The 26,241-nt window shown below is 59.4% G+C and carries 22 protein-coding genes; 8 read left to right on the top strand and 14 right to left on the bottom strand.

Features of this window, described 5'->3' with window-relative positions; genetic code table 11:
• The first annotated feature begins 53 nt into the window (after nucleotides 1-53).
• The 3 genes from ACWIKB_RS07325 to lptF all read left to right on the top strand — a co-directional run bounded on the left by ACWIKB_RS07325 (nucleotide 54) and on the right by lptF (nucleotide 2,031).
• On the top strand, nucleotides 54-398 hold the full coding sequence (locus ACWIKB_RS07325; protein WP_475265998.1) for a pilin assembly protein: 345 nt from the start codon (nucleotides 54-56) through the stop codon (nucleotides 396-398).
• 375 nt (nucleotides 399-773) lie between these two features.
• Complete coding sequence (locus tag ACWIKB_RS07320; protein ID WP_475265997.1) at nucleotides 774-1,187, top strand: DUF4398 domain-containing protein; 414 nt, start codon at nucleotides 774-776, stop codon at nucleotides 1,185-1,187.
• A 55-nt stretch (nucleotides 1,188-1,242) separates the two neighbouring features.
• The gene (lptF, locus tag ACWIKB_RS07315) at nucleotides 1,243-2,031 is read left to right on the top strand and encodes a lipotoxin F family OmpA-related lipoprotein LptF (protein ID WP_475265996.1); all 789 of its coding nucleotides are present in this window, start codon (nucleotides 1,243-1,245) and stop codon (nucleotides 2,029-2,031) included.
• A 192-nt stretch (nucleotides 2,032-2,223) separates the two neighbouring features.
• Here the strand turns inward: lptF and ACWIKB_RS07310 are convergent, their stop codons facing one another.
• The 7 genes from ACWIKB_RS07310 to prfB form a co-directional block, all read right to left on the bottom strand.
• Nucleotides 2,224-2,553, bottom strand: coding sequence for a hypothetical protein (locus tag ACWIKB_RS07310; RefSeq protein ID WP_475265995.1), 330 nt, complete (start codon nucleotides 2,551-2,553; stop codon nucleotides 2,224-2,226).
• Nucleotides 2,550-3,464, bottom strand: coding sequence for an alpha/beta hydrolase (locus ACWIKB_RS07305; RefSeq protein WP_475265994.1), 915 nt, complete (start codon nucleotides 3,462-3,464; stop codon nucleotides 2,550-2,552). Before ACWIKB_RS07305 ends, ACWIKB_RS07310 begins: the two co-directional genes overlap by 4 nt.
• A 150-nt stretch (nucleotides 3,465-3,614) precedes the next feature.
• Entirely contained in the window at nucleotides 3,615-4,892 is a 1,278-nt protein-coding gene (locus tag ACWIKB_RS07300) for a flavohemoglobin expression-modulating QEGLA motif protein (protein WP_475265993.1), read from the bottom strand.
• 36 nt (nucleotides 4,893-4,928) lie between these two features.
• Nucleotides 4,929-5,489, bottom strand: a complete 561-nt coding sequence (locus ACWIKB_RS07295) for a hypothetical protein (RefSeq protein WP_475265992.1) — start codon at nucleotides 5,487-5,489, stop codon at nucleotides 4,929-4,931.
• Between the two features lie 226 nt (nucleotides 5,490-5,715).
• Complete coding sequence (locus ACWIKB_RS07290) at nucleotides 5,716-6,432, bottom strand: TetR/AcrR family transcriptional regulator (protein ID WP_475265991.1); 717 nt, start codon at nucleotides 6,430-6,432, stop codon at nucleotides 5,716-5,718.
• A gap of 102 nt (nucleotides 6,433-6,534) precedes the next feature.
• Nucleotides 6,535-8,037 (bottom strand): lysine--tRNA ligase, encoded by a 1,503-nt coding sequence (lysS, locus tag ACWIKB_RS07285; RefSeq protein WP_475265990.1) that lies wholly within the window; start codon nucleotides 8,035-8,037, stop codon nucleotides 6,535-6,537.
• Between the two features lie 109 nt (nucleotides 8,038-8,146).
• Nucleotides 8,147-9,242 (bottom strand): peptide chain release factor 2 gene (prfB, locus tag ACWIKB_RS07280; RefSeq protein ID WP_259499802.1). Its coding sequence is split into 2 segments (ribosomal slippage): nucleotides 8,147-9,169 and nucleotides 9,171-9,242, totalling 1,095 coding nucleotides; the frame shifts between segments, so codons are not numbered across the junction.
• A 253-nt stretch (nucleotides 9,243-9,495) separates the two neighbouring features.
• Between prfB and ACWIKB_RS07275 the strand changes: the two genes are divergently transcribed.
• The 5 genes from ACWIKB_RS07275 (at nucleotide 9,496) to ACWIKB_RS07255 (ending at nucleotide 17,587) form a co-directional block, all read left to right on the top strand.
• Nucleotides 9,496-11,562, top strand: a complete 2,067-nt coding sequence (locus ACWIKB_RS07275; RefSeq protein WP_475265989.1) for a type VI secretion system Vgr family protein — start codon at nucleotides 9,496-9,498, stop codon at nucleotides 11,560-11,562.
• Nucleotides 11,559-12,254, top strand: a complete 696-nt coding sequence (locus ACWIKB_RS07270) for a DUF4123 domain-containing protein (protein WP_475265988.1) — start codon at nucleotides 11,559-11,561, stop codon at nucleotides 12,252-12,254. The genes ACWIKB_RS07275 and ACWIKB_RS07270 overlap by 4 nt, the downstream gene beginning before the upstream one ends.
• Nucleotides 12,251-15,976, top strand: a complete 3,726-nt coding sequence (locus ACWIKB_RS07265; RefSeq protein WP_475265987.1) for a toxin VasX — start codon at nucleotides 12,251-12,253, stop codon at nucleotides 15,974-15,976. The genes ACWIKB_RS07270 and ACWIKB_RS07265 overlap by 4 nt, the downstream gene beginning before the upstream one ends.
• Before the next feature lie 503 nt (nucleotides 15,977-16,479).
• Nucleotides 16,480-17,034, top strand: coding sequence for a hypothetical protein (locus tag ACWIKB_RS07260; RefSeq protein WP_475265986.1), 555 nt, complete (start codon nucleotides 16,480-16,482; stop codon nucleotides 17,032-17,034).
• Entirely contained in the window at nucleotides 17,024-17,587 is a 564-nt protein-coding gene (locus tag ACWIKB_RS07255) for an AP2/ERF family transcription factor (RefSeq protein WP_475265985.1), read from the top strand. The genes ACWIKB_RS07260 and ACWIKB_RS07255 overlap by 11 nt, the downstream gene beginning before the upstream one ends.
• Before the next feature lie 181 nt (nucleotides 17,588-17,768).
• On the opposite strand, the gene ACWIKB_RS07250 is transcribed toward ACWIKB_RS07255, so the two are convergent.
• Genes ACWIKB_RS07250 through ACWIKB_RS07220 form a run of 7 tightly spaced genes read right to left on the bottom strand, consistent with a single transcriptional unit; the run spans nucleotide 17,769 to nucleotide 26,214 of the window.
• The gene (locus ACWIKB_RS07250) at nucleotides 17,769-18,770 is read right to left on the bottom strand and encodes a diguanylate cyclase domain-containing protein (protein WP_403026732.1); all 1,002 of its coding nucleotides are present in this window, start codon (nucleotides 18,768-18,770) and stop codon (nucleotides 17,769-17,771) included.
• 48 nt (nucleotides 18,771-18,818) lie between these two features.
• A complete protein-coding gene (gene cheB, locus ACWIKB_RS07245; protein ID WP_475265984.1) occupies nucleotides 18,819-19,829 on the bottom strand; it encodes a chemotaxis-specific protein-glutamate methyltransferase CheB in 1,011 nt (336 codons plus the stop codon).
• Nucleotides 19,826-22,117, bottom strand: a complete 2,292-nt coding sequence (locus ACWIKB_RS07240) for a response regulator (protein ID WP_475265983.1) — start codon at nucleotides 22,115-22,117, stop codon at nucleotides 19,826-19,828. The genes cheB and ACWIKB_RS07240 overlap by 4 nt, the downstream gene beginning before the upstream one ends.
• Entirely contained in the window at nucleotides 22,114-22,797 is a 684-nt protein-coding gene (locus tag ACWIKB_RS07235; protein ID WP_475265982.1) for a chemotaxis protein CheW, read from the bottom strand. Before ACWIKB_RS07235 ends, ACWIKB_RS07240 begins: the two co-directional genes overlap by 4 nt.
• A complete protein-coding gene (locus ACWIKB_RS07230) occupies nucleotides 22,794-24,065 on the bottom strand; it encodes a CheR family methyltransferase (RefSeq protein WP_475265981.1) in 1,272 nt (423 codons plus the stop codon). The genes ACWIKB_RS07235 and ACWIKB_RS07230 overlap by 4 nt, the downstream gene beginning before the upstream one ends.
• Nucleotides 24,062-24,592, bottom strand: coding sequence for a chemotaxis protein CheW (locus ACWIKB_RS07225; protein WP_475265980.1), 531 nt, complete (start codon nucleotides 24,590-24,592; stop codon nucleotides 24,062-24,064). The genes ACWIKB_RS07230 and ACWIKB_RS07225 overlap by 4 nt, the downstream gene beginning before the upstream one ends.
• A complete protein-coding gene (locus ACWIKB_RS07220) occupies nucleotides 24,592-26,214 on the bottom strand; it encodes a methyl-accepting chemotaxis protein (RefSeq protein WP_475265979.1) in 1,623 nt (540 codons plus the stop codon). The genes ACWIKB_RS07225 and ACWIKB_RS07220 overlap by 1 nt, the downstream gene beginning before the upstream one ends.
• Nucleotides 26,215-26,241: the final 27 nt, after the last annotated feature.

The following is a 26,241-nucleotide window of genomic DNA, read 5'->3' as shown; positions in this document are numbered from 1 at the left end:
CATCGCCGGACATTCACCCTGCCTGCCACGAGCAGGTGCGCCATGAGGTCACTATGAAAATCCGTGAGCTAGCCCAGCATTGGGAAGAAAACGCCAAGGGTCGCCTGACTGACACTGGCTATGCGATTCACCTGGACGTGGAAGCCGCCGCACGGCTGGCAGCGATCACCGAGATGTACCCGAAACGGCATCCCGAAGAACTGCTGGGCGAACTGATCGGCGCGGCGCTGGAGGAACTCGAAGCAAGCTTCCCGTATGTCAAAGGACAGACCGTGGTCGCCACCGATGAAGAAGGCGATCCGTTGTACGAAGACGTCGGCCCGACCCCGCGTTTCCTCGCGTTGTCCCGTCGGCATTTGCATGATTTGTCAGCTGGCGACGACAAACAAAAACATTGAATTTGACACCGAACCTGTGGGAGCGGGCTTGCTCGCGAAGAGGTTGTATCAGTTGAAATAAATGTCGACTGACACACCGCTTCGCGAGCAAGCCCGCTCCCACATTGGCCTGCATATCCCCTCAAAATTGGTGTAATCCCGAGCCCTGAAATGTCCGGGAATACCGCCCCGCATCGCGAAAGTTCCCGTTCTAGAGCCTTGTCCGCTCGGTCAAAGTTTTTTTAGGCAATACGCCATCTTCTCTGAACTTTTGAAAAACGCCTCGGGTCGTACCCATTAACCACGCCTGGTACGGCCGTTTCAAATCACGCTTTGAAAGTACGGTTACGGCTCCTTACACCAGGATGGATTTAGATGTTTTTCAGGAGATATCCAATGGAGTTGAAGACCATGACGACCAGCACTGCCAAATCCTCGTTCACCCACCTGCGCGGTCTGAAACTGGCTGCCTTGGCGATCGGCAGCACCTTCGTACTGGCCGGTTGCGCTGGCAACCCGCCGACCGAGCAATACGCTGTGACCCAGTCCGCCGTGAACAGCGCTGTCAGCGCCGGTGGTACCGAGTTCGCAGCCGTGGAAATGAAGTCCGCACAGGACAAACTCAAACAAGCCGAAATCGCCATGCACGACAAGAAGTATGACGAAGCCCGCACTCTGGCCGAACAAGCCGAGTGGGACGCTCGTGTAGCAGAACGCAAGGCCCAGGCGATGAAAGCCGAACAGGCTGTGAAGGATTCCCAGAAAGGTGTTCAGGAACTGCGTCAGGAAAGTCAGCGCACTGTGCAGTAAGCGCGCATCCGGACCACACGCCTGAAGCTCTTATCGATAGAAAGGACGAACCATTATGCGTAAACAATTGATGATCCCCGCTCTCCTGGCCGCAAGCGTCGCCCTGGCTGCCTGCTCCACCCCGCCGAATGCGAACCTGGAACAGGCCCGCGTGAACTACTCCGGCCTGCAAGCCAACCCGCAAGCCAGCAAAGTCGCGGCCCTTGAGACCAAAGACGCCAGTGATTACCTGGACAAGGCCGACAAGGCTTACCAGGACAAACAGGACCAGGCCAAGGTTGATCAACTGGCTTACCTGACCAACCAGCGCGTGGAAGTGGCCAAGCAGACCATCGCCCTGCGCACCGCTGAAAACAATCTGAAAAACGCCGCAGCCCAACGTGCCCAGGCGCGTCTGGATGCCCGTGACCAGCAGATCAAGCAGCTGCAGGACAGCTTGAACGCCAAGCAAACCGATCGCGGCACCTTGGTGACCTTCGGTGACGTGCTGTTCGCAACCGACCGTGCTGACCTGAAATCCAGCGGTCTGGTGAACATCAACAAACTGGCGCAATTCCTCCAGGAAAACCCGGACCGTAAAGTGATTGTCGAAGGCTACACCGACAGCACCGGTAGCGCTGGCCACAACCAGACGCTGTCCGAGCGTCGTGCCGATTCCGTGCGTACGGCACTGGTGAAAATGGGCGTTGATCCAGCGCGCATCGTCGCTCAGGGTTATGGCAAGGAATACCCGGTTGCCGAAAACGGCAGCGTGTCGGGCCGTGCGATGAACCGTCGAGTGGAAGTGACCATTTCCAACGACAACCAGCCAGTGGTGCCACGTTCGGCGGTTAGCTCGAACTAAGCGTCACGCTGAAACACAAAAGCCCCGCCTGATCTGATCAGGCGGGGCTTTTTGTCGGGCGTTCACTTAACCCTGTGGGAGCGGGCTTGCTCGCGAAAGCGGTGGGTCAGCCACTATCAATGTCGACTGACACTACGCCTTCGCGAGCAAGCCCGCTCCCACAGGAGATCGTTGGTGATCACGGGATTGGGGTTACTGCTCGAGCTTCTGCGGGGTTTCCTGGCCCATGCAACGCACCGCTTTTTTCTGGCCGTTGATCAACACACCGGTCAGGCCTTTCTGTTCGGTGTCGAACAGCACCAGCACGCCATCGACGCACTGGGCCACTTGTGGCGCCGGCTCCAAAGCGACTTTGTAGTCTTCACCCGGCACGGTCTTGAGCATGGTGAATTCGTTGAGCAGCAACGCATCCTCGGGTTTGGCGAAGTGCAGGTAGCCGTAGTACCACAACACCCCGACAGTGCCGAGGATGGTGCAGATACCGGTGATGATCAGCGGGATGGCGTTACGTTCTTCACTCATTGCGGACTCTCTGGTGGTTCATCTTTTGAATTGACCGGCACCGGGTAGTTCGGGACTTCACCCAGGCGGCGCAGACCGTTGAAATGCTGCGGGTCTTCGAGATAGCGCAGCATCACCTGACGCCAGACCGGGTCGGCGAAGGTCTGCACATGACCGCCTCGGGTCAGTTGCAGCACCCGTGGTGGCGGCGCAGCTTGATACAGACGAATGCCATTGGAAAGGGGCACGAGGTTGTCGTCGATGCTGTGGTAGATCAGTTTTGGCACGTCTTTGAGCTGCGCCATGGAGTTGATCGCGCTATCGCCGTCCGGCACCAGCCACGACAGCGGCACCTGGAACGGCCAGGTCAGCCACGAGTTGGTCAGGGCAAATCGGCCGACATCGCGGTAGCTGGCGGGCGCGCCGTCGAGGACCAATGCTTTGATTTGAGGCTGGCGTTCCGGGTGCTGGACCAGGTAATGCACGGCCATCGAACCGCCGAGGCTCTGGCCCAAAATGATCAACGGCTTGCCCTTGACCTCGGGCGCCTGGTCGAGCCATTTGAACGCCGCGTCGATGTCCTGATAAATCTCTGGCAGGCTCGGTTTGCCTTCGGACAGGCCATAACCGCGGTAGTCCACCAGCAACACTTGGTAACCCTCTTTCGGCAACCACCAGCTCCCGCCCAAGTGATAAGACAGGTTGCCGCCATTGCCGTGCAGGTGCAGCACGGTGCCTTTGACCTCGACGCCTTTGGCCACCGGCAGCCACCAACCGTGCAGCTTCAGGCCATCGGCGGTGGTCAGGGTGAGGTCGCGAAATTCGAGTTTGGCCTTGTCCGGGGTGAACGGTTGGCCGGGCTCGGGGTAGAACAGCAGCGAGCTACAACCGCCGAGGGTCAGGAGCAGGCAGACAATGCCGAGGATTCTCATCCGTTGAAACCTCGCAGAAATTTGGGTTGGAACTCATTCCCCCTTGTGGGAGCGGGCTTGCTCGCGAAAGCGGTGTGTCAGGCAACATCAATGTTGAATGTTAAGCCGCTTTCGCGAGCAAGCCCGCTCCCACAGGGGGTATTGTGGTGCTTACAAGATGTTGGAGTAATCCGCTTCGATCCGATCCAGGCTCAAGTGATTGAGGAAGTTGGAGAAGCACATCCACGCCGACAGTGCGTTCAAGTCGCGGAACTGGTCCGGCAGATACTTGGGTGCCACCACCAGGCCTTCGTCTACCAATTGGCGCAAGGTCCGCATGTCTTCCAGCGTGGTCTTGCCGCAAAACAGCAGCGGTATCTGCTCCAGCTTGCCTTTACGCACGGCCAACTGAATGTAGTTGTAAACCATGATAAAGCCCTTGAGGTAGGACAAGTCTTTGGTAAAAGGCAGGCCATTCGGCACCGAGCCACGGAAAACCCGACTGGCGTTGCCGTAGCTTTCAGCCATCTCGAAGCCTTGCTCGCGGAAGAACTCGAACACCTGCAGGAAGTCAGCGCCCTCCTCGACCATGTGAATGGCACGGGTGCGGTTGGTCAGTTTGCGCAAGCGGCTCGGGTAAGAAGCGAAGGTGATGATTTCCATCAGGATCGCCAGGCCTTCCTGAGTCACCGTCGACGACGGCGGGCCCTTGGACAGGAAGGTGCAGATCGGCTGGTTCAAGCCGTTGAGGGTCGTGCCCACGTGCACCAGCCCTTCATGGACTTCCAGGGCGCGCACATCGCGGTCGTTGAACATCGCGTCGGCGCGGATCTTGATGTAGTCGGCGCCCGCCGCTGCATCGGCGACGATCCCGTCGGATTCGAACACCCGAATGGTTTCCTCGGCCTCGCCAAACACCTTGTTCAGGCGGGTTTGCAGCAGGTGCACGGCATCCTTGGCGGTGAGGATTTTCGGCTCATCCTTCAGATCGCCACGACCATCGATGTTGTTCAGGTAGTCGGACATCATCAGGCCAAGGTCGGCCAGGGTCGGGTCGCCGGCGTGGAACGCGTCGGACGCGGCGCCGTACAACTCTTGGGAAATCAGGCCGAAATCCTCAGTGCCGCGCGCTTCGAGCATGCGCACCACCATCCGGTATTCCTTGCACATGCGTCGCATGATCTGGCCGACCGGGTTGAACTGGCCGAGCTGGCGGGTGATGTCGCGCTCGATATTCTGGAATTCCAGTTTGACCTTGCTGGAGTCGAAGGACAGCGGCCGGTTCAGGTAATAGTCGCGGTCCACCGCCGGCATTTCCTTGCCCTTAGCCTTGAGGAAACCCTTGCGGATGTTGTCGTCCCACTTGACCGCATCAAGGACGCGAATCGGCGTCTGCGCCAGCACTATGCGATCGGACAAAATGCGTATCGTCTGCTGGTAATCGTCCACCCGAAACTCCTGTAGAAAAACCGTTAGGTGCTGGATTTATTTGACTTTAGCTTTGGCCAGGCGCTGATAGCGCACCGCTTCGACGAACACATCGGAATTGGCCGGGTCGTCGAGGTAAGCAAAGACTTGGTTCATGTCAGTGTTGATCAATACACCATCGCCATCGTCAGTCTGGAAGCCTTCACCGCTGAGGGCTTTTTGCCCCAGGGCCTGGTTGATCTGCTCGAGGTCGAGGTTGTAGACCACCAGTTCATGCTTTTCGTTGAGCTCGAAACCGGCAATGGTGAAATGCCCGCCGAATCTGGCTGGCACTGGCGCCGACAAATACCAGCGATTGCCGTGGCGGGACACCGTGAAAGGATAGGCCTCGCGCTCACGGGGCTTGGCCTTGAAGTAGCTGACCGCCTGATAGCGGTTGTCGCCGAGGCGCGTCAGTTCAAGATTCATCGGCTCGCCCCAGGCGTTGGTGCTGGTCCATTTGCCGAGTAATCCCTTGGGCGCGGGTTCGCTCGAAGGCAGCGGGTCCTTGAAGGTCACCAGACAGCCACTGAGCAGCAGGAACGACAAGGCGATCACAACGACGCGCCAGGCTTTCATTCAACACTCCCTATGAACACACGCAGACCTCATGTGGCCACCGACCCCATGTGGGAGCGGGCTTGCTCGCGAAGGCGGTTTAACCTTCAACATCTACATCGACTGTCACACCGCTTTCGTAGGCGCTGCCGAAGGCTGCGATCTTTTGATCTTCAACCTGCTCACCATCGTCGAAGATCAAGATCAAAAGATCGCAGCCTTCGGCAGCTCCTACGGGGATCCGCGTTTACACCGACGCGAGCACCAAATGCATATACCGCGTGAGGATGCCGAGCATTTCGGCTTCGCTCGCAGGCTCGGCGTCGTTGAGCAGGCCCTGATATTCCATCCGTCCGATAATGGCCGTCAACACTTTGGCATCTTGTTGTGGCTCGCGGGAACCCAATACCTCGAAAAGCTGGCAGGTGCCCTGCAACAAAATTTGCTGATGGGAGCGCACCAACAGGGCCAGGCGCGGGTTGAGCAGCGCTTCCTGGCGGAAGGCTTGCTCGGCCATCAAGTGCTCTCGACGATTGATCAGTTGCCGGTGGACGTAGTCCGCCATCAGCCGCGCAATATCATCGGCCAACTGCGAACGCGATTCCGCGCTGCCATCGCCGCTGACAACCATCTCGCGCAGCAGGCCTTCGTTGCTGGCCCACAGCTTGCCCATGTAAGCGGCGCTGCGTTCGACGTATTGGGCGAAGGTATCGGTGAGCAGGTCATCGATATCCTTGAAATAGTAAGTGGTGGCCGACAACGGCACACCGGCCTCTGCCGCCACGGCGCGGTGCCGCACCGCCCGCACGCCATCGCGCACGACAATGCGCATGGCCGCATCGAGAATATCCTGTCGACGCTGTTCGCTGCCCTGCCGGCTGGCCTTGCGGCCTTGGTACTGAACACTTTCAGCGACCGCAGTGGCGATACCCGCTGCGCCTTCTTGAGCCAATGCACGATTCACGACAGGTGTTCCCCTCTTACGTCAAAAGTAACCAATTGATACGTTTGTACCAGACAGGCAATAAAAAGCCGCCTGTTTTAGGCGGCTTTTTAACTGAAACGTTTACGCTTGCGGCCGCATGTGCGGGAACAGGATCACGTCGCGGATCGACGGTGAGTTGGTCAACAACATCACCAGACGGTCGATGCCGATCCCTTCACCAGCCGTTGGCGGCATGCCGTACTCCAGCGCGCGAACGAAGTCGGCGTCGTAGTGCATGGCTTCGTCGTCGCCGGCGTCCTTGTCGGCCACCTGGGCCATGAAGCGTTCGGCCTGGTCTTCCGCGTCGTTCAACTCGGAGTAGGCGTTGGCGATTTCGCGGCCGCCGATGAACAGCTCGAAACGGTCGGTGACGTTCGGGTTGTCATCGTTGCGACGGGCCAGCGGCGACACTTCGAACGGGTATTGGGTAATGAAGTGCGGCTGTTCCAGCTTGTGCTCGACCAGCTCTTCGAAAATCATCACCTGCAACTTGCCCAGGCCTTCGAAGCCCAGCACCTTGGCGCCGGCCTTCTTGGCGATGGCGCGGGCCTTGTCGATGTCGGTCAGGTCGTCAGCGGTCAGCTCAGGGTTGTACTTGAGGATCGAGTCGAACACCGACAGACGCACGAACGGTTCGCCGAAGTGGAACACCTTGTCGCCGTAAGGCACGTCGGTGCTGCCCAGAACCAGCTGCGCGAGTTCGCGGAACAGTTCTTCGGTCAGGTCCATGTTGTCTTCGTAGTCGGCGTACGCCTGGTAGAACTCCAACATGGTGAATTCTGGGTTGTGACGCGTCGAAACACCTTCGTTACGGAAGTTGCGGTTGATCTCGAAGACTTTCTCGAAACCACCGACTACCAGGCGCTTGAGGTACAGCTCCGGCGCGATACGCAGGAACATTTCCATGTCCAGGGCGTTGTGGTGAGTCTCGAAAGGCTTGGCCGCCGCGCCGCCAGGAATGGTTTGCAGCATCGGCGTTTCGACTTCAAGGAAGTCGCGCTTCATCAGGAAGCTGCGGATGTGCGCAATCACTTGCGAACGCACGCGGAAGGTCTGACGCACGTCTTCGTTGACGATCAGGTCAACGTAGCGCTGGCGGTAGCGCTGCTCGGTGTCGGTCAGGCCGTGGTGCTTGTCCGGCAGCGGACGCAGGGATTTGGTCAGCAGACGCACTTCGGTCATTTCGACGTACAGGTCGCCCTTGCCGGAACGCGCCAGGGTGCCAACGGCGGCAATGATGTCGCCCATGTCCCAGGTTTTCACCGAGGCCAGGGTTTCTTCGGACAGGGTTTTACGGTTGACGTAAACCTGAATGCGCCCGGTCATGTCCTGGATCACCATGAACGAGCCACGGTTGAGCATGATGCGACCGGCAACCTTGACCGGGATTGCAGCCTCTGCCAGCTCTTCCTTGGTCTTGTCCGCGTATTGCTTCTGCAAGTCTTCGCAGTAGTTTTCGCGGCGGAAGTCGTTCGGGAAGGCATTGCCCTTGGCGCGCTCGGCAGCCAGCTTTTCCTTGCGCAGGGCGATCAGGGAGTTTTCTTCCTGTTGCAGGGCTTGCGGGTCGAGTTCTAGGTCGCTCATGTCTTTAAATATTCCATCAGGTTCGTTGCCCCCGGCATTCGCCGGGGTTCGCGGGCAAGCCTCGCTCCTACAGGATCGCGGAGTGTCCGCAGATCCTGTAGCGCGTGCTTTAGAGCCCTTGTTTCAAGCTGGCTACCAGGTATTCGTCGATATCGCCGTCGAGCACCTTGTCGCAGTCACTGCGTTCGATGTTAGTGCGCAAATCCTTGATTCGCGACGCATCAAGCACGTAAGAGCGAATCTGGTGACCCCAGCCGATGTCCGACTTGGTGTCTTCCAGGGCTTGGGAGGCGGCGTTGCGTTTCTGCACTTCCTGCTCGTACAAGCGCGCCCGCAACATTTTCATCGCGGTGTCTTTGTTGGCGTGCTGGGAGCGTTCGTTCTGGCAGCTGACCACGGTGTTGGACGGTACGTGGGTGATACGTACGGCCGAGTCGGTGGTGTTTACGTGCTGACCACCGGCACCGGAGGAGCGGTAGGTGTCGATGCGCAGGTCCGACGGGTTGATGTCGATTTCGATGTTGTCATCGATTTCCGGCGACACGAACACGGCCGAGAACGAGGTGTGGCGGCGGTTGCCGGAGTCGTACGGGCTCTTGCGCACCAGACGGTGAACGCCGATCTCGGTACGCAACCAGCCAAAGGCGTATTCGCCCTTGATGTGGACCGTAGCGCCCTTGATCCCGGCGACTTCACCGGCCGACAGCTCCATGATGGTCGCGTCGAAACCGCGTTTGTCAGCCCAGCGCAGGTACATGCGCAGCAGGATGTTGGCCCAGTCCTGGGCTTCGGTACCGCCGGAGCCGGCCTGAATGTCCAGGTAGGCGTTATTGGCGTCCATCTCACCGCTGAACATGCGACGGAATTCGAGTTTTTCCAGGGATTCGCGCAGACGTTCGACTTCGGCAGCGACGTCATCGACGGCAGCCTGGTCTTCTTCTTCGGCGGACATCAGCAGCAGGTCTTTGGCATCGGCCAGACCGGTGTGCATTTCGTCGAGGGTTTCGACGATCTGAGCCAGCAGCGAGCGCTCGCGACCCAGTTCCTGTGCATACGACGGGTTGTTCCAGACTGCCGGATCTTCAAGCTCGCGATTGACTTCAGTCAGACGCTCATGCTTTTGATCGTAGTCAAAGATACCCCCGAATAGTTTCGGAGCGCTCGGACAGGTCCTTGATACTGTTAAGGATCGGGTTGATTTCCATGGCGGGCAGCACTCGTTGGCGAACTTTTGAAAGCCGGCGAGTATAACGTAATCAAGCTGTCACGGCAGCCCGCCTGGCGGACTGAATGCGCTTCAATACCGTTTTGGCCGCCTCAAATGAGGGAAACCTTCCCCAGGAAAAACCCTAACCAGCAAAACGACTCTTCCTACACTCGAAACAGACTTGCCCTGCATAAACCCCGCATTCACTCATTCACAGTCCCGCCCTTCTAAATCAGCACTAGGGATGTGTGATGTTCGGGCCTGCCAACCAAGCCTCTTTCCTTCTGGACATCGAGGGGTTTGCCCACGATCTGCGAGTCCTTGAGTTCACCGGCAAGGAAGCCATCAGCCAACCTTTTCGCTTTGATCTAAAATTGGTTAGCGAACGTCCCGATCTGGACCTGGAAAGCCTTCTGCATCGAATGGCTTTTCTCAGTTTTGACCGCCACGGCGCCGGCATTCATGGCCAGGTTTACGGCGTCGGCCAGGGCGATGCAGGCAAGCGCCTGACCCACTACCAACTCAGCCTGATGCCCAGCCTTGCCTGGCTGGGCCACCGTTTCGACCAGAAAATATTCCAGAAACTGAGCGTGCCGCAGATCATCGCCCAGGTCCTGGAAAGCCACGGCATTCTCCGTGATAGCTACCGCTTCGCCCTCGGCACCGATTACCGCCCACGGGACTACTGCGTTCAGTACGGCGAGAGCTGTCTGAATTTTCTGCAGCGACTGTGCGAAGAAGAAGGCCTGCATTACCACTTTGAACACCGCCGCGAGGGGCACGTGCTGGTGTTCGGCGATGATCAAACAGTATTCCCCAGACTCCACCGCCCCACCGCCTACCTGCAGGACAGCGGGATGGTCGCTGATGATCCGGTGATCAACGCCTTCACCCTCGCCATGGAAACCCGCCCCACAGGTGTGACCCGCCGCGACTACGACTTCGAAAAGCCTTTACTGCAATTGGAGAGCCGTGCGAAAGATCCTTCGCCGCTGCAACTCGAAGACTACGGCTTCCCCGGCCATTTCACCGACCGCGAACAGGGCAAGGACCGCGCTCGGCGAGCACTTGAGCGTCACCGCAGCGATTATCGGCAAGCCACCGGACGCAGCGATCAGCCGATGTTGCTCAGTGGCCATTTCCTGCCCCTGATCGACCACCCGCGCCAGGAATGGAACGACTTGTGGTTGCTGACCGAAGTCATTCACATCGGGAAACAACCGAGCGTGCTTGAAGAGTCGATCACCAGTGCCCCGAGCGATGACTTTTCCCAAGGCTACCGCAACACTTTTCTCGCGACCCCGTGGGACACCCCGTTCAGGCCCTCGCTCGCTCACCCCAAAACCACGATCAACGGCTACCAGCACGCCGTGGTCTGCGGTCCGCCCGGCGAAGAAATCCACTGCGACGAATACGGCCGCGTCCGTGTTCAGTTTCCTTGGGACCGCGACGGCGAGCACAACGATCACTCCAGTTGCTGGGTGCGCGTCGCCAGCGGCTGGGCTCACGACCGTTATGGCAGCGTATTGATCCCCCGCGTCGGCATGGAAGTGATCGTCGGTTTTTATCAGGGCGACCCGGACAAACCGTTGATCGTTGGCTGCCTGCCCAATGGCGCCAATCGGCCCCCGCTCGACCTCCCCGCCGAGAAAACCCGAAGCACCTTCAGAACCCAAAGCAGCCCTGGCGGCTCCGGCTTCAACGAACTGCGCATCGAAGATCGCAAAGGGGCCGAGGAAATATCCGTCCGCGCCCAGCGTGATTACGTACAGCACGTGCTGAACGACGAACGGATTCAAGTCGACAACCAGCGCAGCATCGTGGTCGGCGGCAACGCCCGTCATGAACTGCACGCCGAAGAACAGCGCATCACCCACGGCAACCGATTGACGGAAATCCGGCAAGACGACCACCTGACGGTGCATGGCGACCGTCATATCCGCGCCACCAGCCATCGGTTGAGCGCTCAACAGCAGGTCCACGTCAGCGCCGGCCAACACATCGTCATCGATGGCGGCGCCAGCGTCACGATCCAGGCCGAAGGCGGATGGATCACGATCAATGCGGCAGGCATTTTCAGCAGCGTGCCGGTTACGCAAGGTGGTTCGCCAATGCCGTTGATGGCGGCCACCCCAGTGGCGCTCGACGCGGGCGAGCCGGCACTCGCCGAAACGCTTTCAACCGCCCTTCTCAAACAACTGCTCGGCGACGAAGCCTTGATTGAACTCTGCCAGATGCCCAGCGGTGGAACGCCGATGGACTGCCCGCTGAGCGACTGCCAATGCCGCAAAGCTCTAGGCTATGGAGATCGCTCATGAATACATGGATTTTGCTGGAGCGCCCCGCTGCGCAGCTCGAAACGCTCTACCGCCTGGCGACACATCCCGACACCCAGAAGCTGTTCGCCGGCACTTCACTCGACGGTTTCGCCGAGCACAGCCCACTGCTGGTCCGGCTGAACAACCAGCCAACGCTCACCCAGGCGATCGAGCAAATCCCGGTGCAATGGCCCGGTCTGCTGATCGAAAGCACGTGTGACACGCCCTCGGTACTCGCGCACTTGCGCCAGATGCTGTTCGTCAACTTCGACCAGCAACGCAAAGGCGTGTTGCGCTACAGCAACCCGACTGTCGCCAGCTATTTTTTTGCCGCGTGTACCGCGCAAGACCTCAGCCTGTGGCTCGGCCCGATCAGTTGTCTTCGCTGGTTCGGCGCGACGTGGGCCACTCAAGCGACAGGCGAAGCTGGCTGGCAGCGGTTGGACAATCTCCACGCGAACGACTGGCGCATTGAATGGACACACCGGGCGATGGTGCTGAGCGTCGCCCAGGAGGAGGCACTGACGCGCCAGCGCAATGAACAGTTTCTCTATCACTGGTGGCAGCAACATCCCCAGCACTCCTTTATGCAGGCCAGCCATTGGCTGGAACAAGCGCTGAGTCAGGGCATCGACGACAGTGAAGACATCAGCGTCTTCCTGAGCGCTCACTGCACGCAGGCTGAGTCATGACGCGCCTCGGGAAGTTAACCAGCGGCCCCGGCTGCGAGCGTGACAAGCTGATTGTCCAGGTCATTGGCACGGGACATTCCAAGAACCAGCGACTGCTGCTCGTCGATCACTCGGGCGTCGAACCTCTCCAGGCCCTGACCGATGAGGCCGCGTGCGAAACCGAGCGTTCGACCAGCGTCCACAGTGAGCTATTTGTGTGGGATTGGTCGGCACAGCTCAAGCACCAGTTGTGGCTGGAAATTGCCACCACCCAGGGCCCGCCCATTCGCCTGCCGTTGCTGGAGGACGTGCGTGTCACGCCGCGCCAACTGGAAGCGCAGTGGAATCAGATCGTGCCGGTCCTGCCTTTCGTCGCGCTGCCCGGGACTCGCAGCAAGTACGACCTCGGCACGCCGGTGCTGTGCCGCAGCGGTTATGTCTACGTGTTTTACCGTGATCGTCTCTGGCGGGAGCTGGAAGTGCGGCAGGACGACGAACTCACGACTTTTAGCGATATCGATCTACAGGCTTATCGACTGAATCAGGCATTCAGCAGCGATTACCGACAGGCCAGTGGTGTCGATCTCAGCGACATCTGGCTGCCCGCGACCTGGAACAATCTGCCTGCCGAAGCTGTGCAACTGTGTTTCAGCGAAATCCAGCTCAGCGCTGCACGCCTGAAACGTCTGGAGGAAGACCCAGAGTTGCGCGCCCAGCGGTGTCAGAGTCCCGCATTACAGTGCGAGAGCCAGACGTTCGAACGGCTTTTTGACCAGCAGCCCGATGGGTCGGCGATGCTGGAAGCCTTCAGTGGTTTTAACCTATGGGATGCACAAGCGTCCGATGCCGCGACGAAGGCCAGCATCACATGGCGCAACCTCGCCGCACGAGCCTTTCCCGTCAGCCTGATCGCCACGCAACGGGCACGCCAAAGCGGTTTCGAATATGTGCTGGAGCATCCCGGGCGCTACGTGTGCGACCTCTCGGGACAATTCGCGGCGCAGCGTAAAACCGAAGCCGAGGCCTGTCTGGATCAGTGGGAGCAAGGCGCTACAGCTGCGTTACCTGAAACGTTTGAAAGCAGCGCTTGGGCGGATTGCCTCGCCACGTTGCTGGATCAATTGCGAGGAAAAACACCGAACGCCGATGACGCCGATCTCTGGCAGCCCCAGCCCACGGTCGTTGACGTGCTGGAAGCCGCTCGGCAACGGCGTGTGTGCGGCGTGCTGCTTGAAGACCCGCGCCACCGCGTACGGCATCTGGTTTCGCAGATCCAGCAACAACAGCAACTGCTGACGCTGTATGCCGAGCGCGCCAGCCTGCACCCACACCACGCCAGCGCGGTCATGGTTCAGCAACTGATCGTGCCGGCGACCATCGGTGGTCAGAAAAACCCGTTGCACGCCAGCTTCGACAAAGTGAAGGAGGCCGGTCGCCGCGACATCAACCGCTTCACCGCCACCGCTGAACGCGCCCTGCTCTGGCAACAACTGAACATGGCGCAGTCGCTGCTTGCCGAGTGCATGCAACAACCGGTCAACCAGCAAACCCTCGCCGATCATTTGAGCCTGGAGGGTTTTGATTACCTGGCGGCGCTGTTTGCCGTCAGCCAGGTTTTCGCCAGCCTCGCCACTGTGCCCGCGCAACTCGATCCGCTGGCCCGCAATGGCGATGTCACCAATGCGCTGACCGGTTTGAGCCTCTACAGCCCGCAGGCCAGCGTCGGCCAGACCCTGCTCAACGACATCGCTCACGACCCGACACACCCGCTGCACGGGATGCTTTGGCCGGCCGTTGATGAAGCCGCATTGGCTGCGCCTTATGTGCCGCCCACCGAGAAAACGGTTAACGAGGGCGATGGTTGTTTGCGCCCCAAACACCTCGCCGTATTTGAAACCGACCCGGGGCCTTATTACCCGCAGGTCGAACACCTCGACGGGCACTTGCTGGAAGGATTACTGGCCAGCGGCAGCCTGAACAGCACACTGACTGGCCAATCGAAAGCGGCGGTCGGGACGCTGGTCAGCATTTACGAAAATCTGGCGGGCTCTTTAGAAACCGCCAGCAGCGCGGTGAAGGCACAGGTCGCCCACGCCCCCACCAGCGCTTATCTGCATGGACTTGGCGTGGGACTGTTGCGCAGTCTGATGCCCAAGACCTTTGGTGAAATGCACTTCATCAATCGCCGCGATGCGGATCCGCAGCGCTATCACGTCTTTGGCTTGTCCGACGTGCCGACCGGGGATCAGCGGCCACGGCGGGTGATGGGGGAATATCTGGATGCTCAGGGGCGGCCGTTGAAGGTGGGGAATGCGGCTGATGTGTTTGAGACGCCGAGTGCCCCGCGTATAGGCAATTACAAACTGCTGGTGATGCCGGTGGAACATCCGACGGCGCGGAGTCTTAGTGCGCTGAATCAGCGGATTAATGCGGTGCATAAGGCGGATGTTGAAGCGCGGGTCGGTGATAACACGAATGTGAAAGGGGCGTTGCAAAAGGGTGTGGATGAACTTGGGGAGTTGGGGAATAGCCGGGTTTATCGGGTGTTGAACTCGTTGCCGTTTGCGGCGGGGGTTTTTATGTTGGAGGTTTGGAATGTTAGGACGGAGATCAATGCTTTCAAACAGATCACCAGAGAAAAAGGAATCGAAAGAGCAGTTATCGGGTCTGGGGGAGCAATACTTGATCTCACAATTGCACTAGAAATGCTGACGGTAAAACTGGCGGGAGATCACACAGTTTTAGCGGCAGGTCGCAAGGTTCTATTTATTATTTCGGATGGAGTAGCTGAAAGACTCCCTGGGCCTATAGCCGAAAGCTTAGCAAAAAAATTCACTGGACGACTTATCGCACAGATAGCCACCGGGCTAATATTCACCGGAATTTGTCTGATGGACGCTTGGCACACTTGGAAATGGGGTGACGACGCTAGTTGGGCGTACCTAATGATGGCTATGGGTGGCTCCATCAGCGCTCTCAGCGGTCTGGTTGTTGGCACAGTCAATTTTCTTGGTCTTGGTCCGGCAGGTTGGGTAGCTCTGATATTGATCGTAATCGGCGCAGGGCTGGCATGGTGGCTGACCGATAAGCCCATAGAAGAATGGCTGGTCAATGGTCCGTTCGGCACTCAAGTTCATTCAGACAATGCGCACCTGCTAGATCCACAACGCGGCTTCTACTACCTCGTCAGTTTGTTTGCAGACATTCGTATCAGTATTGGCATCAACCCCGATTTCATCCCCAATGCCAAACATGACATTCACGCAAAGACACCTTTTCAAGTGATCTCATCCAACACCTGCATTCGCATAGACAGTAACTTACCAGGCTTAATTTCAAACCTGGGTGCGCTCAACATCAATGCCCACTGCCGACTCAATACATTCGAAGTCAAAGGTGGACGCATTAAAAGTGAAACAGTGCCATTCAAGAAGCTGATCAATAGCCAATTCGTCTCGCCTAAAGCGCAAAGACTGCTACCCCAAGGCTTGGAATTATTTTTCCAAACACCACCAAACTACGCTTTCGATTTGGTAACAGGATCATCTGGCATCTCACAACAATGGCAAGTGAGAGCGCAGTGTGTACTGGAACAAAAAAATCAACGATGGCACTTTCCTGCACCACCGCCAAAGGATGGCACGCCATTTCGTGAAACACACAAAAAACCAAACTTCGAAAATGAAGGTTCGATTTACTGGGCAGATGAAATAACTCACAAGCCCAAGGATAGTGATAAATGACCAGCAATTGCTATTACGGAGAGACCGTTTTCAGGTCCGGAAAAATACCTGATCAAGCGCCCTCAACTGGACGTTCCTGGGTCATGCAATTTGCCAAGATAAGATTGCCTTGGGGCAATACCGAAGAAATATCCCCAATCAGCTTTTTTGATAAAAACTCGCCAAAAAATCTCCGCTTATGGGAGAGGCTTAACAAAGAGCGCAAAGAACACCTAGCGGTCAGAAGTCATACTCCAGCACCTTTTGAAAAAAACGAATTTCATGCAATTCAAAGCCATGAAAAATTTAGACATGCACTTTTATCAAAAAGATCTCACTTCTGGATCCACTTATATTCGATAGGTAGATTTCTATTTTGGCTGTTGCTGTTTATATTATCCGCAACCTCTTTCTTAATACTAATGACTATCGATGAAGATCAGCGAGAAGTAGCATATTACCTAATTAGATTTTCCTCCATAGTTCTCGGAGCCCCATTAATTTCATGGACAGTAGGAAAACTGGTGATACATAAGTTCCCCAACTTCTGGATAAAACCCTCCCGAGGCCCCATCTGGGAACTCAACCGCCGCACCGGTCTAGTCACCGTCTTCGACTACAAAAACAACGGTGAATATAAAAAGAACGGCACCATCGGTGAACTCACCGCGCCGTTCTACGAATTCGACGCCTACATCGCCACGTCCCCGGACAGCCAGGGCATGCCGATGAATGTGCTTTACCTCGCCCATCGCTACCGCAACATCATGATCAACTTCGGCGCATTACTCTGCCCCGGCCCCGAAGTGCAACCCGCATGCGCTCTGTGGGATTTCATCCAGAACTACATGGACGTCAGCCGCCCGCTGCCGGACCTGCCGCAATACGAGGAATACCGCCACCTCGACCCCACCACCGCCGAATACGACCGCCTCACCGGCCGCAACCCGCGTTTCTGGATCGACATGGACGATGCGACGTTCAAGCAAGTGGTCAGGGAGATGCATCAACGCGTTGCCAGAATCGACACGTTTCGACGGCCGAACTTGATGGCGGGGTATTTGACCTATGTCGATTAATCAGCCACCACTCGACAACGGGGCACTGCTCACAGATAACCCGGATGCGCCTGCAAGCACCAACGACTACGCAATCATCCGGGTCCGCCACAAAAAGTCGGGGGCGTTGGCTTGGCGGGTGTCGTTGTACCGGGATGGCGTCTTGAAGGTACACAAGGAATTTACGTTCATCCGCCATGGCGGTGAGCGTGAGGCGCGTTGCGCTGCCGAGCGGTTTCGCAATGAGCAGATGCTGCGTTTCCCACCACCACTGAGCTGCATGGTCCGGCAAAAGTTGCGTGTCACTAACACCAGTGGCCTGGCGGGTGTTTCACGACAAACGAACGGCAAGAACACCTATTGGATTGCGCAAACGACGACTCGCCAAGGCAAAAAACTGTCCCGGTCATTCAACGTGGCAACGTTCGGGGAGGCACAGGCGAAACACAAGGCTATCGAGGCGAGGAAGGAGCAGTTAGCGACTATTGAGCATCGAGCCTTTCGTCATCGGGGTGGCGAAAAACTCCACGCTGAATTGCTGCGGACGGTCGCTACATCGGCGAACGATGAATGAACAGTGGCGAGGGAGTTTGTCGGAATGCCGCACCATCTCGTTCGGCTGCGAAGCAGTCGTGAAACCTGCTTGCCGGGTATGACTGTGTGAATGCAGGGGGCCGCTTCGCGACCCAACGGGGGCAAGCCCCCTCGCCACAGGGTGCGCGCGAGCCTGGAGAACTTCTACACCGGCCGACCCGCTACTCAATCCCCACCTGATTGCGCCCATTGTTCTTCGCCAGATACAGCCCCTTATCTGCCGCCGAGATCAATTGCCGGCAATCACTGCCCGCTTGCGGGGTAATCGTCGACAGGCCAATGCTGATGGTCAGATTCGAACCTTCAACCGGAAACACATGCGGAATCTTCAACGCCGCCACGGTCTGGCGCAGTTTCTCTGCCACCAGCCGCGCGCCGCCCGGCGAGGTGTTGGGCAGCACCAGGGCAAATTCTTCGCCGCCATAACGCGCGGGCAGGTCCGAAGGTCGGGCGCTGGCGTCGCGGATCGCCGTAGCAACTTTGCGCAGGGCTTCGTCGCCTTCGAGGTGGCCGAAGCTGTCGTTGTAGGACTTGAAGTAGTCCACGTCGATCATCAGCAATGACAATTGAGTCTGGTCCCGCAGTGAACGGCGCCACTCCAGTTCCAGGTATTCATCGAAGTGCCGGCGGTTCGACAGGCCGGTCAGGCCGTCGGAGTTCATCAGGCGTTGCAACACCAGGTTGGTGTCGAGCAACTGCTGCTGGCTGACCCGCAACGCCCGGTAAGCCGCATCCCGTTGCAACAAGGTCATGTAGGAACGCGAGTGATAGCGGATGCGCGCCACCAGCTCGATGTTGTCCGGCAGTTTCACCAGGTAATCGTTGGCCCCGGCCGCGAACGCCGCGCTTTTGATCAACGGGTCTTCCTTGGTCGACAGGACGATAATCGGAATGTCCTTGGTCGCCGGGTGGTTGCGGTACTCGCGCACCAGGCTCAAACCATCGAGACCGGGCATCACCAGATCCTGGAGGATCACCGTAGGCTTGATCCGGATCGCCTGGGCAATGGCCTGGTGCGGGTCGGCGCAAAAGTGGAAGTCGATGTTCTCTTGATTCGCCAGACCGCGCCGAACCGCCTCGCCGATCATCGCCTGATCGTCCACCAGCAACACCATGGCGGCGTTTTCATCGGTCTTGAAGTCGTCGAGCTGTAAGTCATTCATGTGCGGTCACCTGAGTACTGCTTGGGCCAGGATTGCTGTGAAAAGTCTTCATTTTGGGAATATCTCCAGCAATCGTGGCGCTATCTTTTCCAGTGGGCGAATTTCCACGGCGGCGTCGATGGCCGCAGCCGCTTTCGGCATGCCGTACACCGCACTGCTGTTCTGGTCCTGAGCAATCGTCAGGTAGCCCTGCTGGCGCATGAGTTTAAGTCCCTGCGCCCCGTCGCGACCCATGCCAGTCAGCAAAACGCCGACGGCGTCGCCGTTCCAGTAACTGGCCACGCTCTCGAAAAACACATCGATGGAGGGCCGGTAAATCTCGTTGACCGGTTCCGCGGTGTAGGCCAGCGCTCCGTTCTTCAACAAGCGAATATGGTGGTTGGTGCCGGCCAGCAACACCGTGCCGGCCTGGGGCGGTTCACCTTCCAGGGCCAGGCGCACATTGAGGCCGCTGGCGCTGCTGAGCCATTCAGCCATGCCGGCGGCGAACACTTGATCCACGTGCTGCACCAGCACGATGGCCGCCGAAAAATTCTGCGGCAAGCCCTTGAGCAAGACTTCCAGCGCTGCCGGTCCGCCCGCGGAGGAACCGATGGCCACCAGTTTCTGCCGAGAGCCCGAGCTGCGCAGCGGGCTGGGTGCCGATCGCACCCGATTGCCCTTGTCGCCGATCAACCAGCCGATGTTCATGATCTTGCGCAGCAACGGCGCCGCCGCTTCCGCCGGATTGCCGGCACCGATCGCCGGCGTATCAACCACATCCAGCGCACCGTGCCCCATGGCTTCGAACACCCGGTGCACGTTCTGCTGTCGGTCGACGGTGACGATCACAATGGCGCATGGCGTTTCGGCCATGATCCGCCGGGTCGCCTCCACGCCATCCATCAGCGGCATGATCAAGTCCATCAGGATCAGGTCCGGGGTGTTCTCGGCGCAGCGTTGCACGGCCTCGGCGCCATTGCTGGCGACCCAGATCACCTGATGCGCCGGTTCGAATGCCAAGGCGCGGCGCAGGGCCTCTACCGCCATGGGCATGTCGTTGACAATTGCGATTTTCATGCCCGCGCTCCCCCGATGAGCTCAACCACTGCATCGAGCAGGGCGTCGTCATGAAAACTGGCTTTGGCTAGATAATAGTCCGCTCCGGCGTCCAGTCCACGACGACGGTCTTCTTCTCGGTCTTTATAGGACACCACCATAACCGGCAGCGATTGCAGGCGATTGTCCCGGCGCAATAAAGACACCAGTTCGATGCCGTCCATGCGCGGCATGTCGATGTCGGTGATCAGCAGGTCGAAATCCTCCGAACGCAGGGCGTTCCAGCCATCCATCCCATCCACCGCGACGGCCACGTCGTAGCCGCGATTGAGCAGCAACTTACGCTGCAACTCGCGCACGGTCAGGGAATCGTCCACCACCAGAATCCGCTTGCGCGCCGCTTCCGGGGCCTGATTACTGTGACGGGCAATACGTTCCAGACGCCCGGTGTTGAGCAGTTTGTCTACCGAACGCAGCATGTCTTCGACGTCGACGATCAACACCACCGAACCGTCGTCGAGCAAGGCCCCGGCGGAAATATCCTGAATCTTGCCCAGCCGCTCATCCAGCGGCAATACGACCAAGGTCCGCTCGCCAATAAAGCGCTCGACTGCCACGCCGTAGATCGCATCGCGCTCGCGAATCACCACGACCTTGAGGGTTTGCTGGCTGTTCTGGCTCGCCGGGCGCTGCAACAACTGACTGGCCGCGACCAACCCGACGTGCCGCCCTTCGTACCAGAAGTGCTGGCGACCTTCGAGCTGCACGATGTCTTCCGGTTCCAGGTCGCACATGCGTTCGATGTGCGCCAACGGGAAGGCGTAAGCCTCGTCGCCGACTTCCACCACCAGACTGCGCACCACCGACAGGGTCAGCGGCACCTCCAGATGAAAACGACTGCCCTCACCCGCCGTCTGCTCCAGCACCACCGCGCCGCGCAACTGGCGGACCATGTGCTGAACCGCGTCGAGGCCAACGCCACGCCCGGAGACTTCGGTGACCTTGTCCCGCAGGCTGAAACCGGGGAGGAACAGGAACGTCAGCAGCTCCTCTTCGCTCAACTGCGCCGCGGTTTCCGCCGGGGACAATTGCCGCTCGATGATGCTGCGACGGACCTTTTCCAGATCGACGCCATTGCCATCGTCACTGAGTTCCAGCACCAGCAGACCGGCCTGGTGGGACGCGCGCAAGCGGATCAGGCCTTCCGCCGGTTTGCCGGCCAGCAGCCGTTGCTCCGGGGTTTCTATGCCATGGTCCACGGCGTTGCGCAGCAGATGGGTCAGCGGCGCTTCGAGTTTTTCCAGCACGTCGCGGTCGACTTGGGTCTTTTCGCCTTCGATCTCCAGGCGCACTTGCTTGCCCAGATCACGGCCCAGATCACGGACCATCCGCACTTGCCCGGTCAGCACGTCGGCAAACGGCCGCATGCGACAGGCCAGTGCCGTGTCGTACAACACCTGCGCACGCTGACTGGCGTGCCAGGCGAATTCATCCAGTTCGGTGTTCTTTTCCACCAGCAGTTGCTGGGCTTCCGCCAACAACCGGCGGGCATCGTCCAGCGCTTCCTGGGCTTCCAGACTCAGCCCAAGATCCTTGAGATGGACGTTGAGGTTTTCCAGAGCGCGCAAGCCGTTACTTTGCGTGCGTTTGAGCCGTTGCATGGTGGCTAGGTGCGGTTTAAGCCGCAGGGTTTCCACCAGGGATTTACTCGACAAGTCGAGCAGGCTGTTCAGCCGTTCGGCGGTGACCCGCAGCACACGCTCGCCGTTTTCGGTGGTGCGTTTGGTCTTGCGCGGCGGTTCGGCAGGGACAATAGCTGGCGACTCGATGACCGGTATCGGCACTTCGACCGCTGGCGGCTGCAACTGCTGCTCGTCCATGAAGGGCGCAATCGGCGTGCTGATCGGCGGCGCCAAGGCCATCGGATCAAGCAATTGCCCCATCAGCGCTACATAGGCGTCGATTTCCACCGTCGACGGTGCGTTGCTCGGCGTGGCGATGCGCATCAGCAGATCGGTGCCTTGCAGCAAAGCATCGATGTGTTCCGGACGCAGGTACAACCGCCCTTCCTGCGCGCTGACCAGGCAATCCTCCATCACATGGGCCACGCTGACCCCGGCATCCACGCCGACAATCCGCGCCGCGCCCTTGAGCGAGTGCGCCGCGCGCATGCACGACTCCAGGTGATCGGCCTGCGTCGGGTCGCGCTCAAGGGCCAACAGACCGGCGCTCAGCACCTGGGTCTGGGCCTCGGCTTCCAGGCTGAACAGCTCCAGCAAAGACGAGTCGCGCATTTGCTCGGGGGTCATGTGAGGCTCCGGGTCACGGCGGACAGCAACTGCTCTTCATCCAGCCAACGCAGGCTGCGACCTTTGAATTGCAATACGCCACGGGTGTACTTGGCACTGGCCTGGGCGCCGGACTGCGACGCTTCTTCGAGGATGCGTTCGTCGATGGCGTGAATTCCGTCGACTTCGTCCGCCGGCACCACCACCGGCCCGCCCCGGGCGGCGATGATCAACATTCGCGGCATGACCCGAGCACCAGACGCCACATTGTTAGTGGCGTCGAGGCCGAGCAACTCCACCAGCGACAGGCACGCCACTAACGCACCGCGCACATTCGCCACCCCGAGCAAGGCCCGGGAGCGCTGGTGCGGCAACGAGTGAATGGTTTGCAGCGGTGCCACTTCCACCAGACTGCGAGTGGCCAGGCCCAGCCATTCTTCGCCGAGACGGAACATCAGCAGCGAGCGGGTTTTCACGTCGGTTTCGACCACCGCCGCCACCTGCTCGTGATCTTCCTGCTGCAAGGCGTAGCGATCGAGTAAACGGGTGGCGGCCGCCGAATACACCGCGCAATTGCGGCAATGAATGTGCTCGGTCAGCAGCGGGCAGGACTTGTCGCCGTGGATACCGATGCGGTTCCAGCAGTCGTCGATGGCCTGGGCATCTTCGTGGGTGACGCTCAAGGTGTCGGAGACGATCATCGTTTACGCTCACTGTCGGCGGCGCGCTCGCTGCGGGCGGCGCGCTCCTGCAATCGTCTGGCGCCCGCCGTGTCACCCTGGGATTGCAGCAAAGCAGCCAGGTGCATCAACGCGTCGGGGTGTTGCGGTTCGAGGTACAAAGCCTTGCGATAAAACCCTTGGGCCTCCAGCGCCCGGCCAGCAACATCGCTGAGCAGCCCCAGCCAATAAAACACCTGGGCCACCGGTTCGTGACTACGCAGATAACTCTCGCACGCGGCGCGGGCTTCGGCACTTTTGCCTTCGTTGGCCAGCGCGGCGATGTTCGCCAGCAGCGTAGCGGCGTCCGGGTTGGCGGCTTTCAAGGTGTTCGGCAGCGGCACCACGGTGGAAAACGGGCGGCTGCGCACCGGTGGCGGGGTCGCACTCACCGGTTGGCGCACCGGCAGTGGCGTCGGAACGAACGTCGTTGGATATGGCTCGGGCTCGGGCGCGCTCTGGCGGCTGAAGGCAAACGACTGCGGGATGCCGATCGAACGCATGCCGAAACGTCCGAGCAGGCTGCCCTCGGCCGGGCCGATAAACAGCACGCCGTCGACGTGGGTCAGACGCTTGAGCACTTCGAACACTTGTTGCTGGGTCGGCTGGTCGAAATAGATCAGCAGGTTGCGGCAGAACACGAAGTCATAGGCCGGTTCGCTGGCCAGCAAGGCCGGATCCAGCAGATTGCCGACCTGCAAACGCACTTGCTCCAGCACCCGCTCGCTGAGTCGATAGCCGTCCTCTTCAGCGCTGAAATGTCGTTCGCGAAACGCGATGTCCTGCCCGCGAAAGGAGTTCTTGCCGTACAGCGCACGCTTGGCTTTCTCCACCGACAGCGGGCTGACGTCCATGCCTTCGACCTTGAACTGATGGGGTTTGAGCCCCGCATCCAGCAAGGCCATGGCGATGGAGTACGGCTCTTCGCCAGTGGAACACGGCAGGCTGAGAATCCGCAGGGCGCGCATGTTATTGATATCGGCCAGGCGCCTGATCGCCAGTTTCGCCAGGGTCGCGAAGGATTCCGGGTAACGGAAAAACCAGGTTTCCGGGACGATCACCGCTTCAATCAACGCCTGCTGTTCATCCCGCGAGCCCTGCAAGGTGTGCCAGTACTCGTCGGCAGTCAGGGCCTGTGATGCGGTCGTTCGCTGACGCACAGCGCGCTCGATGATCGCCGGGCCGACCGATGCGACATCGAGGCCGATGCGATCCTTGAGGAAGTCGAAAAACCGCTGGTCGCTGCTCATGACTGCTCCTTCAGCAGGTCCATGGGCTGCGCCGGAAACAGCAGCGCACGCACCTGCTCATCGAGCAGATCGGCGACGCGCACCCATTGCAGCAAACCCTGGGCATCCTTGCGTACCGGGCCGAGGTAGGGCGCCTGGCGATTGTCCAGGCCATAGGGCTGAAAATCCGCCGGATTGCAGCGCACGGTGTCGGTGGCCTGTTCCAGGATCAGCCCGAGCAATTGCGTCGGCGAGGCCTCGTCCGGCCGATAGTGCACCAGCACCAGACGCGTGCTGGTACGGGCCTGGGCCGGTTGGCCGAAGGTCAACGCGCTGAGGTCGATCACCGGCACCACCGCGCCGCGATAGGCGAACACCCCGGCGACCCACTCCGGAGCCCGGGCAATCGGCTTCAACGGCAGGCGCGGCAGCACCTCCGCCACCTCGACGGCTTGCAGGGCGTACCGCTCGTTACCGATGCGAAACACCAGGAACAGCGCAAGCCTGGCCGCTGTCACGGCGCCACGTTTAGCCGTGAGCTCGCTCATCAGACTTTGAATCGCGAGACGCCGCTGCGCAGCCCGACCGCCACCTGACTCAGTTCGTCAATGGCGAAACTGGCCTGGCGCAAGGACTCGACGGTCTGGCTGCTGGCATCGCCCAACTGCACCAGCGCGTGGTTGATCTGTTCGGCGCCGGTGGCCTGGGCCTGCATGCCTTCGTTGACCATCAACACCCGCGGCGCCAGCGCCTGAACCTGATGGATGATCTGCGACAGTTGCTCGCCGACCTGCTGCACTTCGGACATACCGCGACGCACTTCTTCGGAGAACTTGTCCATGCCCATGACCCCGGCCGACACCGCCGACTGGATTTCACGGACCATTTGCTCGATGTCGTAAGTGGCGACTGCGGTCTGGTCCGCCAGACGCCGAACTTCGGTGGCGACGACGGCGAATCCGCGACCATATTCACCGGCCTTCTCGGCCTCGATCGCCGCGTTCAGCGACAGCAGGTTGGTCTGGTCGGCGACCTTGACGATGGTCACCACCACCTGGTTGATGTTGCCGGCCTTCTCGTTGAGGATCGCCAGTTTGGCGTTGACCAGATCGGCTGCGCCCATCACCGAATGCATGGTGTCTTCCATGCGCGCCAGGCCTTGCTGCCCGGAACCGGCCAGCACCGAGGCCTGATCGGCGGCAGTGGAGACTTCGGTCATGGTGCGCACCAAATCACGAGACGTGGCGGCGATTTCCCGGGAGGTCGCGCCGATTTCGGTAGTGGTGGCGGCGGTTTCGGTGGCGGTGGCTTGTTGTTGCTTGGAGGTGGCGGCGATTTCCGTCACCGACGTGGTGACCTGCACCGACGAGCGCTGGGCCTGGGACACCAGGGCGGTGAGCTCGGTCATCATGTCGTTGAAGCCGGTTTCCACGGCGTTGAATTCGTCCTTGCGCTCCAGGTTCAAGCGACTGCTGAGGTCGCCGGTGCGCATGATTTCGAGGATCTGCACGATGCGATTCATCGGTGCCATGATCGCCCGCATCAGCAGCAGGCCACAGAGGCCGGCGGCCAGCACCGCGATCAGCAGGGAAACACCCATGATCACCTTCGCGGTGCCCACGGCGTCATCGATGTTCGCCATGTCATGGTCGGCCACGGCTTTGTTTTCACGCAGGATGTCATTGAGCTTCACGCGTCCTGCGGTCCACGCCGGGGTCAGTTGTTCGTTGAACAACTTGATGGCTTCGGCTTCCTGATTGCGCTTATGCAAGTCGAGCACAGCAGCGAGGATCTTGCCGTAGTCCTCATGGAGTTTTTCGAAGGCGGCGAATTCGACCTTGTCTTCATCTGTCGTCACCGTGCTGCGATAGCTGGCCATCGCTTCTTGCACGCGCGTCTCGAAGCTTTTGAAGTCAGCGGCGTCTTCGGCACTGATGCCCTGCCCTTCCTTCAAGCCGAGCATTTCCTGGGTCTGGAGAAAACTGTCGACCCAGGCGCCACGGATGGTCGAGCTGTAATAGACCCCAGGCAACGCGTCGTCGCGGACGCTTTCTTCACTGCTTTCAATCTTCAGCAGTCGGGAATACGAGACGACCACCATCAACAGCATGATGGCAATAATGACCGCAAAGCTCGCCAAGATGCGTTGGCGCAACGTCCAGTTCTTCACAGTAAGTCCTCGGGCCATTTTCAAATG

Source organism: Pseudomonas sp. 5Vm1k, assembly GCF_056161485.1.
This window is presented reverse-complemented; position numbering and strand designations above follow the sequence as displayed.